14 protein-coding genes are annotated in these 12537 nt (G+C 69.4%); 6 read left to right on the top strand and 8 right to left on the bottom strand.

The window, feature by feature from the left end; translation table 11 throughout:
• Window position 1 precedes the first annotated feature (1 nt).
• The 7 genes from C996_RS0111465 to C996_RS0111435 all read right to left on the bottom strand — a co-directional run bounded on the left by C996_RS0111465 (window position 2) and on the right by C996_RS0111435 (window position 5628).
• On the bottom strand, window positions 2-214 hold the full coding sequence (locus tag C996_RS0111465) for a hypothetical protein (protein ID WP_018867579.1): 213 nt from the start codon (window positions 212-214) through the stop codon (window positions 2-4).
• Window positions 215-353: 139 nt separating this feature from the next.
• Window positions 354-1358, bottom strand: a complete 1005-nt coding sequence (gene hypE / locus C996_RS0111460) for a hydrogenase expression/formation protein HypE (protein ID WP_018867578.1) — start codon at window positions 1356-1358, stop codon at window positions 354-356.
• On the bottom strand, window positions 1355-2443 hold the full coding sequence (gene hypD, locus C996_RS0111455) for a hydrogenase formation protein HypD (protein ID WP_018867577.1): 1089 nt from the start codon (window positions 2441-2443) through the stop codon (window positions 1355-1357). Before hypD ends, hypE begins: the two co-directional genes overlap by 4 nt.
• Window positions 2440-2694 (bottom strand): HypC/HybG/HupF family hydrogenase formation chaperone, encoded by a 255-nt coding sequence (locus tag C996_RS0111450; RefSeq protein ID WP_018867576.1) that lies wholly within the window; start codon window positions 2692-2694, stop codon window positions 2440-2442. Before C996_RS0111450 ends, hypD begins: the two co-directional genes overlap by 4 nt.
• 3 nt (window positions 2695-2697) lie before the next feature.
• Window positions 2698-5013 carry a carbamoyltransferase HypF gene (hypF, locus tag C996_RS0111445; RefSeq protein WP_018867575.1) on the bottom strand — a complete coding sequence of 772 codons (2316 nt, stop codon included), beginning with the start codon at window positions 5011-5013 and terminating at the stop codon, window positions 2698-2700.
• Window positions 5010-5270, bottom strand: coding sequence for a hydrogenase maturation nickel metallochaperone HypA (locus C996_RS0111440; RefSeq protein WP_018863238.1), 261 nt, complete (start codon window positions 5268-5270; stop codon window positions 5010-5012). Before C996_RS0111440 ends, hypF begins: the two co-directional genes overlap by 4 nt.
• A 10-nt stretch (window positions 5271-5280) precedes the next feature.
• A complete protein-coding gene (locus C996_RS0111435; RefSeq protein ID WP_018867574.1) occupies window positions 5281-5628 on the bottom strand; it encodes a DUF3024 domain-containing protein in 348 nt (115 codons plus the stop codon).
• Window positions 5629-5819: 191 nt separating this feature from the next.
• Between C996_RS0111435 and C996_RS0111430 the strand changes: the two genes are divergently transcribed.
• Window positions 5820-6128 (top strand): response regulator transcription factor, encoded by a 309-nt coding sequence (locus C996_RS0111430; RefSeq protein WP_018867573.1) that lies wholly within the window; start codon window positions 5820-5822, stop codon window positions 6126-6128.
• A 42-nt stretch (window positions 6129-6170) separates the two neighbouring features.
• Here the strand turns inward: C996_RS0111430 and C996_RS0111425 are convergent, their stop codons facing one another.
• Window positions 6171-7304, bottom strand: a complete 1134-nt coding sequence (locus tag C996_RS0111425; RefSeq protein ID WP_018867572.1) for an acyl-CoA desaturase — start codon at window positions 7302-7304, stop codon at window positions 6171-6173.
• A gap of 308 nt (window positions 7305-7612) precedes the next feature.
• Between C996_RS0111425 and C996_RS0111420 the strand changes: the two genes are divergently transcribed.
• From C996_RS0111420 to ubiB, 5 genes are all read left to right on the top strand, one after another.
• Entirely contained in the window at window positions 7613-8518 is a 906-nt protein-coding gene (locus C996_RS0111420; protein WP_018867571.1) for a DMT family transporter, read from the top strand.
• A 186-nt stretch (window positions 8519-8704) separates the two neighbouring features.
• The gene (locus C996_RS0111415) at window positions 8705-9070 is read left to right on the top strand and encodes a gamma-butyrobetaine hydroxylase-like domain-containing protein (RefSeq protein WP_018867570.1); all 366 of its coding nucleotides are present in this window, start codon (window positions 8705-8707) and stop codon (window positions 9068-9070) included.
• A 13-nt stretch (window positions 9071-9083) separates the two neighbouring features.
• Window positions 9084-9833 (top strand): bifunctional demethylmenaquinone methyltransferase/2-methoxy-6-polyprenyl-1,4-benzoquinol methylase UbiE, encoded by a 750-nt coding sequence (gene ubiE, locus C996_RS0111410; protein ID WP_018867569.1) that lies wholly within the window; start codon window positions 9084-9086, stop codon window positions 9831-9833.
• A gap of 7 nt (window positions 9834-9840) precedes the next feature.
• Window positions 9841-10461, top strand: a complete 621-nt coding sequence (locus tag C996_RS0111405) for an SCP2 domain-containing protein (protein ID WP_018867568.1) — start codon at window positions 9841-9843, stop codon at window positions 10459-10461.
• On the top strand, window positions 10461-12146 hold the full coding sequence (gene ubiB, locus C996_RS0111400; protein WP_018867567.1) for a ubiquinone biosynthesis regulatory protein kinase UbiB: 1686 nt from the start codon (window positions 10461-10463) through the stop codon (window positions 12144-12146). The genes C996_RS0111405 and ubiB overlap by 1 nt, the downstream gene beginning before the upstream one ends.
• The last annotated feature ends 391 nt before the right edge of the window (window positions 12147-12537 follow it).

The following is a 12537-nucleotide window of genomic DNA, read 5'->3' as shown; positions in this document are numbered from 1 at the left end:
CTCAGCGCCGCGGGCGCTTGCGGTGCCACTGTCGGGCAAACAGCCCCACGATGATCGCCATGGCCAGAAGGCCCAGGCCCAGCGGCCACGCGTGTTCCGGAGCGCTCAGGAAGTGAAGCAACGAGAACCCTTCGCCATGGCCGTGCCCCGGGTGGGCCAGAGCGGGGCTGCTGGCGAGCGTGAGGACTGCGGGAATCAACGGGCGCATCGACATCGGGGGTTCCTCCTGATTGAACCGGGGGGATCACCATAACGCCCGGCGGCCGCCGCCCTCATGCGCGTGATCCCGTGTCGTCGTGAGCACTCCATCGGGCGGTTTCCGTGGTCCCTCGGCAGGCGCTGCAAACAGCGACTCAGCAGATGCGGGGCAACTGCTCGCCGGCGGGCAGGATCACCCGGCGTTCCACGCCGGTCGCGAGGCGTCGGATGACCGCGGGTTCGCCCGCCTCGGCTTGGCCGATCGCAACGGCCCCGGCCGTCTCCGGTCGTGACCGCAGCACGCTCAGGGCATGTTCGGCCGCGGGTTCCGGCACGGCGGCCAGGAAGCGCCCCTCCGAGGCGCTGTGCAGCGGGTCCAGCCCGAGGATCTCGCAGGCCCCGCGCACGTCCTCGCGCACCGGGATGGCTGCGTCCTCCAGTATCAGGCGGCAGCCCGAGGCGTCCGCCAGTTCCTGCAGCGCGGCCACTGTGCCGCCGCGGGTGGGGTCGCGCAGGGCATGCACGGGCACATCGGCTGCCAGCAGCGCGGCCACTGCCCCGGCGACCGGGGCGCTGTCGCTGGGGATCGGCGGGTCCAGCCCCAGGCCCTCGCGCGCGGCGAGGATGGCGACGCCATGCCGGCCCAGATCGCCGCTGGCCAGCAGCACGTCGCCCGGCCGGATCGCGTCCGGTGCGATCCGTACCCCCTCCGGCACGACGCCCACCCCGCTGGTGTTGAGGTAGGCCCCGTCGCCGCGCCCGCCCTCGACCACCTTGGTATCGCCGGCCACCACCCGGACGCCGCATTCTTCGGCGGCCGCGCTTACGGAGGCGAGGATGCGCCGCAGGTCCTCCAGGGGCAGCCCCTCCTCGAGGATCAGCCCCAGCGTCAGCCAAAGCGGCCGAGCCCCGGCCATTGCCAGGTCGTTGACCGTGCCGTGTACCGCGAGGCGGCCAATGTCGCCGCCGGGGAAGAACAGGGGGCGCACCACGAAGCTGTCGGTGGTCATGGCCAGGCGTCCGTCCGGTATGTCGAGCACGGCCGCATCGGGGGCACCACGGGCCCAGGTGCCCAGCGCCGGCAGGATCACCTCGTCCAGCAGCTTCGCCTGCAGACGGCCCCCACCGCCATGCGCGAGGCGGACCACCTCCGTGGTCATGCCCCGCCCCGGTAGTGCAGGTAGGCGGCGCAGGCCCCCTCGGAGGACACCATCGGCGCGCCCAGCGGGGTGTCCGGGGTGCACTCGCGGCCGAAGGCGGGGCAGTCGGTTGGCCGACGCAGCCCGCGCAGAATCTCGCCGGCGATGCAGGGCCCGTCCGCGCCGGTCGCGGGGGCCGCGATCCCGAAACGCGCGACGGCATCGAAGCGGGCGTAGGCCGGGCGCAGGCCCAGCCCGCTGGCGGGCAGGCGGCCCATGCCGCGCCACTCGCGTTCGACCGGCTCGAACACGCGGCTGACCGCATCGCGCGCGGCCGCGTTGCCGTCGTCGCGGGCGGCCCGGTCATAGCGGTTCTCGACCCGGGCCTCGCCGCGTTCCAGCTGCTCCACACAGGCCCGGATCCCGGCCAGCAGGTCCACCGGCTCGAAGCCCGTCACGACAATGGGCACCCCGAAATGCTCGGCGATCGCCTGATAGGCCGCCGCCCCCTCCACGGTGCAGACATGCCCGGCGGCCAGGAACCCCTGGATACGGTGGTCCGGGTCCGTCAGCAGAGCCCCCATCGCCGGCGGTACCAGCGAGTGCGAGAGCAGCAGCGACAGGTTGGACAGCCCCAGGGCCTCGGCCTGCAGCACCGCGATCGCGGCGGCCGGGGCGGTGGTCTCGAAGCCCACCGCCAGCAGCACCACCTCGCGTTGCGGGTTTTCGCGCGCCAGAGCGACCGCATCCAGCGGCGAGTAGATCACGCGCACATCCCCGCCGGCCGCGCGCGCGGCGTTCAGGTCGCCCAGCGCGCCGGGTACGCGCAGCATGTCGCCGAAGGTGCACAGCATCACCTCCGGGCGGCGGGTCAGCAGTACGGCCTGGTCCAGGGTCTCGGTCGGGGTCACACAGACCGGGCAGCCGGGGCCGTGGAGCAGCTCGACCGCGTCCGCCAGTAGATCGTCCAGCCCGTGGCGCAGGATCGCGTGGGTCTGGCCGCCGCAGACCTCCATCAGCGTCCAGCGCCGGGTGCAGGCCGCCCGGATCGCGTCGACCTGTTGCAGGATCAGCGCCGGATCGCGGTATTCGTCGAGGTGCCTCACGGGCCCTCCGGCGCGGGCGGCTCGTGCTCGGGGATCTCGCGCAGTGCGGCCAGGGTGCGTTCGGCCGCGGCCTCGTCGATGGTGGCGATCGCGATGCCGGCATGTACCAGCACGTAGTCGCCCGGCCCGGCCTCCGGGGTGCAGGCGAGCGACACCGTGCGCGCCACGCCGCCGAACCGGACCTGCGCCTGGCGGAACAGCGGGTCGTCGCCCTCCACCGCGTCGATACGGCCGGGGATCGCAAGGCACATGGGTCAGTCTCCTCCTTCCGGTCGGGCCGGGTGTGCGGCGCGCCGCGCGACCACCGCCTGGCCCAGCGCCAGTCCGCCATCGTTGGGCGGGACGGCCCGTGGCCACAGCGGGCGAAAGCCGGCGTCGCGCAGGGCCGCCACGCAGCATTGCAGCAGATGCCGATTCTGGAAGCATCCGCCGGTCAATGCCACGGTCTCGCGCCCGCCCGCCCGGGCAGCCGCGACCGCGAACCGCGCCAGCGCACCATGCAGCCTTGCGGCGATCGCCCCGGGGGTAGCACCGCCCGCCTGCGCCGCCAGCAGGGCGGTGATCAGCGGGCCCCAGTCCGCCTGCCAGGGCATCGCGTTCTCCAGCTCGAGATCCGGGGCATCCACCACGCCCGGCGCGGCCTCCGCCGCCTGCTGCACCAGCATCGCGGCCTGCCCCTCGAAGCCGGCACCGGTGCGCAGCCCGGTCAGGGCCGCCACAGCATCGAACAGCCGCCCGACGCTGCTGGTCCAGGGCGCATTGACCCCGCGATCCAGGGCGCGGAGCAGGGGTGCCCACTCGGCATCGCTAAACAGCGCCCGGGCCGGGCTGGCCGCCAGGGCCGCCGTATCGCCCGCGAAGTGTGCATGCAGCAGCCCCAGCAGTGCGCGTCGCGGCTCGCGGATCGCGGCCTCGCCCCCCGGCAGTCGGAACGGGCGCAGATGGCCCGCACGCTGCCAGTCACCGTCGGCGTCCACGGTCAGGCACTCGCCCCCCCAGAGCGTCCCGTCCGTACCCAGCCCCGCGCCGTCCCAGACCAGCGCCAGGACCGGGTCCTGCACCCCGTGCTCGGCCAGACAGGCCGCGGCATGGGCGTGGTGGTGCTGCACGGGGAAGACCGGCACGCCCGGGCGCTCGGCGAGTGTGGTAGAGGCATAGTCCGGGTGTCGGTCGCAGGTGATGCGCTCGGTCTGCACGCCGCAGAGCCCGGCCAGCGCGCGGGCCTCGCTGTCGAGGCGGCGCAGGGCCGGATCGCTGTCGAGGTCGCCGACGTGGGCGCCGACCACGACCTCGCGGTTCAGGGCCAGCGCCGGTGCCGCCTTGAGGTGGCCGCCCAGCGCCAGCGTGACCAGGCCGGGCTGCGGCAGCGGGATGCGCAGGGGCATGGCTCCCCGTCCCACGCGCAGGCACTGCGGCTGCCCGGCCGCGATCTGGAACACGCTGTCGTCCAGCGGCCGCGCAATCGGCCGGTCGTGGTCGAGGATGGCATCCGCGATCCCGCCCAGCCGAGCCACCGCCTCCTCGCTATCAATACAAAGCGGTTCGCCGCTGCGGTTGCCGGAGGTGCAGACCAGCGGGATCGCGAGTGCGTCCAGCAGCAGCTGGTGCAGGGGCGTGGCCGCCCGCATCAGCCCGAGACGGTTCAGCCCGGGGGCGATGTTCCCGGCCAGCGGCGCATCAATCTTGCGATCCACCAGCACGATCGGAGCCTCCGGGGCATCCAGCAGGCCCCTTTCCGCATCGGATACGTGGGCCAGACAATCCAGCCAGTCGCCGTCCGGCAGCAACACCGCCAGCGGCTTTTCCGGGCGCTGCTTGCGCGCTCGCAGGCGGGCGATGGCCTCCTCGCGGGTGGCGTCCGCCAGCAACTGGAACCCGCCCGCGCCCTTCAGGGCCAGGATCTGCCCCGCGCGCAGGGCCGCCACAGCGGCCTCCAGTGCCGCATCCCCGGTGGCCTGTTCGGTGCCGTCCGGCGCGCGCAGCAGGAGCCGGGGCCCGCAGTCCGGGCAGGCCATCGCCTCGGCATGGAAGCGCCGATCCCCCGGGTTCTCGAACTCCGCACGACAGGCCGGGCACAGCGGGAAGTCATGAAGGGTGGTGCCGGCACGGGCCCAGGGCAGCGCCGTGGCAATGCTCCAGCGCGGCCCGCAGGCCGTGCAGGCGGTAAACGGATAGCGGTAACGCCGCGCCGCCGGATCGCGGATCTCGGCCAGGCACTCGGGACAGGGGGCGCGGTCCGGGGCCAGGGCCGGGGCGCCGCCTCGGTTCGGCCCCGTAGTGAGCCGGAAGCCGGCTGCGCCGGTGGGGGTTACGGGGCTGACAGAGATGTCATTGACACGTGCGGCCACCGGCGCCTCTTGCGCCAATGCCGAACGAAACGCATCCAGGCGAGCCGCGTCCCCCTCGACCTGGATCACCACGCCCTCGGGCGTGTTGCCGACCGTGCCGGCCAGCGCCAGCCGTTTTGCCAGCGCCGCGACGAATGGGCGAAATCCCACACCCTGCACCCGGCCGGTGACGACCAGGCGCCAGCGCTCCCGCGCCGGGCTAAGTGTCGCGGGCGTGTTCACGCCACGTCCAGGCTCCGCAGCAGGATCTGTTGCGCCTCGGGGTGGGTCTCGTCGTCGGAGGTCTCCACCTCCAGCTCGGCGCCCTCGGCCAGCGTGCCGCGGGTGCCATCCTCGAAGTGCTCGCGAAAATGCTCCGGCGTGATGTGCGACAGCGCGCCCAGCCAGACCCGCACCCGGGTGACCCGCTCGGCGTTGTTATCCGCCGCCACCTGCTCGATCTTGCGCATCAGGTCGGCCATCAACGAAAACTCGTGCATCCGTGTTCCCCTATCCGAAAAAGCAGGCGTACTCGTCTTTCTCCACCACACTCAGCACATCCTCCAGCGAGGCCAGTTCCGGGTGTGGGTCGTAGCCGTGCCACTTCAGGTCTGCCCGTTGCCAATAGAGTTTCCAACGGCCCGATTTGCGCACGAACGTGGCCTTGAACACCGGGTGTTCCATGACCCTTGTGGGAGCATCCATCAGCGGGCGCACTTCGTACAGCACCACGCTTTGGCCTTCGAGACGCCAGACAAGGTCCAGACGGTCTCGAACATGGGCGGGCGGTCGGCGCCTTTCCATGAACCCCTCCATCACTTTTTCAATCCGCTTGCGCTCGAGTTCGCTCAGGGCCATATGTATCCGTTCTCCGTTGCTGTCGGGGCCAATCGCTGGCTAGTCGGGGTCGGCAAAGTGACGATCCCGATAGTTTAGAGTGTGTGCCACGAGACAGCGCTGAAGCGATCCTACGGGCAAGGCTGCCCGTGTCCGGCCAAGTCTCCGTAAAGCGCGACCCCTTCCACCAGCCGACCCCCTCGGGAGACCTCATGCAGATTAACCTCGACACCCCGGATCTGATGACCCGCGTACGGCTGGAGTCGCGCTGGCGTTCGGCCGGCGCCGTGGTCACCTCCAGCCAGACACCGGAGGCGCCTGACCTGGTGGTGGTCGATCTCGGCAGCCGTGGCGTGGAAGCGGTATCGAGCTGGCGCGAGCGCTACCCGGACGCAACGATCCTGGCCTTTGGCCCGCACGTGGAAGGGGCCATGCTCAAGGCCGCGCGCCAGGCGGGCGCCGACGAGGTCGTGGTCCGCGGCAAGGTGGCCGATCGGGTTGCTTCCAAGCTGGGGTGCTGATTGAATCGGAAGGCGTTCGGCCGCGTCATCCGGCGCCCGCGCTCATGCAGAGGCGGTACGGCGTGAGGCGGACAGAGCGCGCAGGCGGCGGCGCTGCATCTTGAGGCGATACTCCAGCTCCTTGAACTGGGTGTGCAGTTCCGTGCGCAGCCAGCGGTCGTTCAGGACCTCGCGCCCGGCCCGCATGTTGCGCGCGTGGACCTCCTGCCACTGGTTCACGATTTCACGGAAGCGCTGGTACTCGCGCTCCAGGGTCGCGCGCCAGTTGTCGTGGATTGCGCCCGCTGTGTCGGCGTTGAGCAGCCGGCGAAACTCGGTGTGCAGCCGCGCGCGCAGGATCTTGAATCGCGGCGTCCAGCGCCGGTCATACACCAGTCCCGTCCAGGCAAAAAGGTTGATCAGCCATTTCGAGGGGTCGTACTGCCACCAGCGCACCCCGTTGCGGTAGTCCGCCTGAAAGGCGTGGTGGAAGTTGTGGTACCCCTCGCCCCAGGTGAGCAGGGCGACCAGGCCGTTGTCCACGGCGGTGTTCTCGTCGCTGTAGGGGCGCCGGCCCCACCAGTGCGCCAGGGAGTTTATGAAGAACGTGAAGTGGTGGCTGAGCACCAGGCGCAGCACGCCGGCCAGCAGCAGCATGCCGACCACATCGCCGAACGCCAGCCCCAGCAGCAGCGGCAGGCCCAGGTTCAGCCCCCATGCGAGCGTCCAGTAATGACGGTGCTGCCACATTACCACCGGGTCCTTCGCCAGGTCCTTCACGCGCGAATAGTCGGGCTCGCTGGTGGGCCAGTTGCGCAGCATCCAGCCCATGTGGGCGTGCCAGAAACCGCGCTTGATCGAATGCGGATCGCGGTCCACGTCATCCACGTAGCGATGATGCACGCGATGCCGCGCGCCCCAGTTGTAGATGCTGTTCTGCAGCGCCAGGGCGCCACTCAATGCCAGCAGAACGCGCAGAGGCCCACGCGCCTTGAGGGTGCGGTGCGCCCACAGCCGGTGATAACCGACCGTGACGCCCAGCCCGCTCAGCACCAGGAACAGCCCGAAGAACAGCCAGGCCGCGCCGCTGAAACCCTGGGTGAACCACCACCACGGCACCAGCGTGACGGCGGCCAGGTTGGTCAGTACGAAGAAAACTGCCGGGGTCCAGGCAATCGGAGGGGAGCGTTCGGACATCGGGGAGACCTGCTGACGATCGGGGCGAGCGAGGGTGCTCGTCCATTCATACTGTATGAGACCACTGCGGGCGCAAAAAATGCCCTTGTGCCGGAAGGCCGGCCCCAGCGACCGGTCGGATGCGGGGCATTCCACCGGAGCCGACGTTCGGCGCCGGGTCTTTCCAACCGTGTCGGGCCTCCCTGTAAGATGTGACGCTTGTTTCGAAGGCCGGCCCGGTCGCTCCCGTGGCCGAATACCCGCCATTGCTGGCCACGTCGAGTCACCGACTACGGCCCGTTACATCCAGCGATCAAAGGGAGTGATTGATGGGCCTCGGTGTTGGACTCGTGGTGCTGGCGGCTTTCTTCTGGGGGTTGTCCGGCGGGATCGGCGGCATCCTGATGGCCGAGGGCTGGGACGCCTTCGTGGTCTCGTTCTACCGCGGTGCCATCGGCCTGCTGTTCGTGCTGATCTGGCTCGCCTGGCGTCCCGGTGGCAGTGGGCTGGGCAGCGGCAAGATGTGGTTCTGGTCGGCCGTGGCCGGGCTGGGTGTAGCCGGCAACTTCGCGTTCTACTTCCTCAGCATCGCGCATGGCAGTGTGGCGGTCGCCGCCACGCTGATGTACTGCGCCCCGGTGTTTGTCTACATCATTTCCTTCGCCCTGAGGCTGGAGACCCCCACCACGCTCAAACTGGTGGCCATCGCGATGGTCATGGTCGGCATCGTCCTGCTCACCCAGATCTACGACACCGGGGCGGGCGGCGTCACCCTGATCGGCGCCGGTGCCGGCCTGTTGGCGGGCCTGTCCTACGCGATCTTCATCTTCGGCTTCAAGTACGCCGGACAGCACGGCAGCCCGCAGGCGATCCTGACGATTGCCTTCGGTGTGCTGGTCATCCTGCTGATGCTGCCGGGCGACAATACCCAGATGGTGGAGGTCCTGAGCACCTCCGACTGGCCGCTGTTCCTGGCCCTCGGCATCTTCGGTGCCGGGCTGTCGTTCGCGTTCTACATCAATGGCCTGCGGACTACAGCCCCCGCCGTTGCCTCGATCGTCGCGATGATCGAACCGGTCACCGCCACCCTGTTCGGCGTGGTGATCCTGCACGAAAGCCTGGCACTGGTTCAGATCATCGGCATGGCCCTGATCCTGGTCACCGTCACCGCCCTCAGCGTGTCCTCCCGCGCCACCCCGCCCCCGGTCCCCGAGCGGGGCCGCGACGCCGAGTAACGTTGTCGCACGGAGTTCCGGATCGCCCGCGCGATCCCTCCTGCCGGGCGGCAGGCCTTTGATGCGCGGGGAGATGCCACGCCGGTCTGCAGGGCTGGTATCCTCGCAGCCTGTTGATGGTGGCCGCTGCGGGCGGTCGCGCACGATCTTTCCGGGCTCGCCCGGACCGAGGATTCTGGAGGCTGCATGAGCAGTACGCACCGACCCACCGATATCCAGCTGCATCAGAAGTCGCGCATCCTGGAGTTGACCTACTCCGACGGGTCGCATTTCGAGCTGCCCTGCGAGTTCCTGCGCGTGTACTCGCCCTCGGCCGAGGTGCGCGGGCACGGGCCGGGCCAGGAGGTGCTGCAGGTGGACAAGGAGGACGTGAACATCACCGCGATCGAGCCGGTCGGCAACTACGCGGTGAAGCTGGTGTTCTCCGATGGTCACGACACCGGCATCTACGACTGGGACTATCTGCACAAGCTCGGCACGGAGCAGGAAAGTCTGTGGCAGGATTATCTGGATCGGCTGAAAGAGGCCGGCCACGAGCGCAAGACGCACTGACAACGGCAGCTTGATGAAAGAAGAACCCGGCAAGACCCACTTCGGCTACCAGACCGTCCCCGAGTCCGAGAAGGCCTCGCGGGTCGGCGAGGTCTTCCATTCGGTCGCATCGCGCTACGACGTGATGAACGACCTGATGTCGATGGGCATCCATCGCATCTGGAAGCGCTACACCCTGGAGCGCACCGGGGTGCGCCCGGGCATGAAGATCCTCGACCTGGCCGGGGGCACCGGGGACTTGGCCGGGGCCTTCGCCCCGCGCGTCGGGCCGAAGGGGCAGATCGTGGTCTGCGACATCAACGCCTCGATGCTGGAGGCCGGGCGCGACCGCATGCTGGACGAGGGCCATGTGGGCAACCTCGACTTCGTGCAGGCGGACGCCGAACAGTTGCCCTATCCGGATGACTACTTCGACCGCGTGACCATCGCCTTCGGCCTGCGCAACGTGACCCGCAAGGAACGCGCACTGGCCGAGATGCGCCGGGTGATCAAGCCGGGCGGGCGCGTGCTGGTGCTGGAGTTCTCGCAGCCGATGGCGCCGCTGCGCCCGCTCTACGATGTCTATTCGTTCAAGATGCTGCCGCTGATGGGCAAGCTGGTCGCCAACGATGCGGACAGCTACCGCTACCTGGCGGAGTCCATCCGCATGCACCCGGATCAGGAGACCCTGGCCGGGATGATGCGCGACGCCGGGCTGGAACGGGTCGAGTACGACAACCTGACCGGCGGCATCGTCGCGCTGCATCGCGGCACAAAACTGTAACGTTTTCATGGCCGAACCCTTCGCTCTGCCCAGTCCGTTCACGGCCCTGATCGAGGCCACGCTGAACGAACACCTGGCGAGCGCGCCGGAGAAGGACCGGGCGCGCCTGGCCGGGCGCGCAATCGCCATCGTGATCGAGCCCCCGGGGCTGGCCCTTTCGCTGGTCGGGGCCGCCGACCGACTGCAGGTCATCGGCGGTGTCGAGGAGCCGGTGGATGTGCAGCTGGCGGGCTCGCCCCTGTCGCTGGCCGCGGCGCTGGGCCGCGACGACCGTTCCGGGCTGACCATCACCGGTGACGCCACCGTGCTCTCCGATCTGCAGCATGCGCTGCGGGATTCCGGAATCGACTGGGAGGGGCTGTTCGAGCGCTTTGCCGGCGCCGGGGCCGCCGGACCGCTGCGCCACCTGCTCGATCAGGCCCGCGGCAGCCTGCGCCACCTCGGCCGCCGCTCCGCCGAGGATACCGCCGACTATCTGCGCGACGAGCTCGAGTGGCTGCCGGCCGGCGGGGCCTTCGAGGCCTTTGCCGAGGACGTCGCCGACCTGCGTGACGGGGTCGCCCGCCTAGATGCCCGGCTGCGCCGTCTGGAGGCACAGTCCTCCGCACCTGACGACCGGCAGTCCTGATGCGCCGCGCGCTGTACCGGGGCCTGCGGCTGTGGACCATTGCGCGGGTCCTGGTGCGCTATCGCCTCGACGTCATCCTGTTTACGCTGAAGCCGCTGCGCCCGCTCAGCTTCCTGCTCTACCTCGCGCCCTGGAACTGGTTTCGCCGTACCGAAGGCACGCGCGGCGAGCGTATCCGCCGCGCGCTGGAGGACCTGGGGCCGATCTTCATCAAGTTCGGGCAGATGCTGTCCACCCGGCGCGACCTGCTGCCGGACGACATCGCGGTGGAGCTGGCCCGGCTTCAGGACCGCGTACCCCCGTTCCCGTTCGAGCAGGCGCGCGCCCTGATCGAGTCCGAGCTGGAGCGTCCGATCGAGATCGCCTTCGCCACCTTCGAGGACACCCCGATCGCCTCGGCCTCCATCGCCCAGGTGCACGCGGCCACGCTGCAGGACGGGCGCGAGGTCGTGGTCAAGGTCGTGCGCCCTGGCATCCTCAAGACCATCCGCGCGGATCTCGAGGTGATGCACCTGATCGCGGACCTGGCCGATCGCTACTGGTCCGAGGCCAAACGCCTGCGCCCGCGCGAGGTGGTGGACGAATACGAAAAGACCGTCACCGACGAGCTGGACCTGATCCGCGAGGGTGCGAACGCCGCCGCGATCCACCGCAACTTCGAGGACAGCCACCTGCTGTACATCCCGGAGATCATCTGGGACTACACGCGCCGCAGCGTGCTGGTGATGGAGCGCATCGGCGGCATCCCGGTGGCCGACATCGCCGCGCTGCGCGAGCGGAACGTGGATCTGAAGCTGCTGGCCGAGCGCGGGGTGGAGATCTTCTTCACCCAGGTGTTTCAGCACAACTTCTTCCACGCCGACATGCACCCGGGCAACATCTTCGTCGATGCCACCCACCCGGACGATCCCACCTACCTGGCGGTGGACTTCGGCATCGTCGGTTCGCTTCTGGATTCCGACCAGCGCTATCTGGCGGAGAACTTCCACGCGTTCTTCAATCGTGACTACCGCCGGGTGGCGGAGTTGCACGTGGAGTCCGGCTGGGTGCCGAAGGACACCCGCGTGGACGAATTCGAGGCGGCCATCCGCACCGTCTGCGAGCCGATTTTCCAGCGCCCGCTGGACGAGATCTCGTTCGGCCAGGTCCTGCTGCGCCTGTTCCAGACCGCGCGGCGCTTCAACATGGAGGTCCAGCCACAGCTGGTGCTCTTGCAGAAGACCCTGCTGAACATTGAGGGCCTGGGCCGCCAGCTGTACCCGCAGCTGGACCTGTGGACCACCGCCAAGCCATTCATCGAGAAGTGGATGCACGAACGCATGGGCGTGCGCGCGTTCATCCGCAACGCCCAGCAGCACCTGCCGCGCCTGCTGGCGCAGCTGCCCGAGATGCCCATGCACCTGGAAAAGGCCCTGACGGTCGAAGAGCAGCGCGCCGAGCGCGACGCCGCTCTGCGCCAGCAGATCCGTGAGCTGGAGGAAGGCCTGCGCCGCCAGAACCGTCGGCGCCACGAGGCCTGGGGGGGCGCGGGACTGCTCGCCTTGGCGGGGCTGGCCACCCAGCTCGACGTGTCCACCTGGCTCGGACTGGCCTGGCCGTCCTGGCCGCTCGGCCTGGTTGGCGCCGCCATGCTGCTATTCGGGCTGCGCCCGGGCCCGTACCGCCGCCCCGTTGATCGCACCTGAACACCACAGGCAGCGTCGCCCGTTCATTCATGGGCCGTGTCGCTGCAGACAGTAGGAGGCCAGCCCTCTGGCCGATGGGGACCTGTCCAACGCCCCATCGGCCAGAGGGCTGGCCTTGTATGTTTACCCGTGGCAGGCCTAGAAAGGGTCTGTCGGGGTGGAGGGACGAAGCTGGCATCTGGCCTGTGGCACAGACGGTAGGAGAGTTCGTCCCACCCCTCACCTTAAACGCCGATAAGGAATCGATCGGCTCGGGACCGACGATAGATGGCAAGCCAGCGTTCGGTGAGGCCCCGACAGACCACTCCAAGCTAGCTCGGGAGGTGTGATGATGGCAACGCATCGGATCGGGGTCGATGTCGGCAAGGCCGAGTTGTGGATCAGTATTGAC

The sequence above is a fragment of the Thioalkalivibrio sp. ALE25 genome, assembly GCF_000377285.1.
GTDB lineage: Bacteria > Pseudomonadota > Gammaproteobacteria > Ectothiorhodospirales > Ectothiorhodospiraceae > Thioalkalivibrio.
Note: the sequence above shows the minus strand (reverse complement) of the source record. Positions and strands in the feature narration are given on the sequence as shown.

What these genes read in the sequence shown, in the direction of transcription:
- C996_RS0111430 (WP_018867573.1), top strand. Translation starts at nt 5,820, where the DNA reads ATGCAGATTAACCTCGACACCCCGGATCTGATGACCCGCGTACGGCTG.
- hypE (WP_018867578.1), bottom strand. Translation starts at nt 1,358, where the DNA reads ATGACCACGGAGGTGGTCCGCCTCGCGCATGGCGGTGGGGGCCGTCTG.
- C996_RS0111435 (WP_018867574.1), bottom strand. Translation starts at nt 5,628, where the DNA reads ATGGCCCTGAGCGAACTCGAGCGCAAGCGGATTGAAAAAGTGATGGAG.
- ubiB (WP_018867567.1), top strand. Translation starts at nt 10,461, where the DNA reads ATGCGCCGCGCGCTGTACCGGGGCCTGCGGCTGTGGACCATTGCGCGG.
- C996_RS0111405 (WP_018867568.1), top strand. Translation starts at nt 9,841, where the DNA reads ATGGCCGAACCCTTCGCTCTGCCCAGTCCGTTCACGGCCCTGATCGAG.
- C996_RS0111465 (WP_018867579.1), bottom strand. Translation starts at nt 214, where the DNA reads ATGTCGATGCGCCCGTTGATTCCCGCAGTCCTCACGCTCGCCAGCAGC.
- C996_RS0111425 (WP_018867572.1), bottom strand. Translation starts at nt 7,304, where the DNA reads ATGTCCGAACGCTCCCCTCCGATTGCCTGGACCCCGGCAGTTTTCTTC.
- C996_RS0111415 (WP_018867570.1), top strand. Translation starts at nt 8,705, where the DNA reads ATGAGCAGTACGCACCGACCCACCGATATCCAGCTGCATCAGAAGTCG.
- C996_RS0111450 (WP_018867576.1), bottom strand. Translation starts at nt 2,694, where the DNA reads ATGTGCCTTGCGATCCCCGGCCGTATCGACGCGGTGGAGGGCGACGAC.
- C996_RS0111420 (WP_018867571.1), top strand. Translation starts at nt 7,613, where the DNA reads ATGGGCCTCGGTGTTGGACTCGTGGTGCTGGCGGCTTTCTTCTGGGGG.
- ubiE (WP_018867569.1), top strand. Translation starts at nt 9,084, where the DNA reads ATGAAAGAAGAACCCGGCAAGACCCACTTCGGCTACCAGACCGTCCCC.
- C996_RS0111440 (WP_018863238.1), bottom strand. Translation starts at nt 5,270, where the DNA reads ATGCACGAGTTTTCGTTGATGGCCGACCTGATGCGCAAGATCGAGCAG.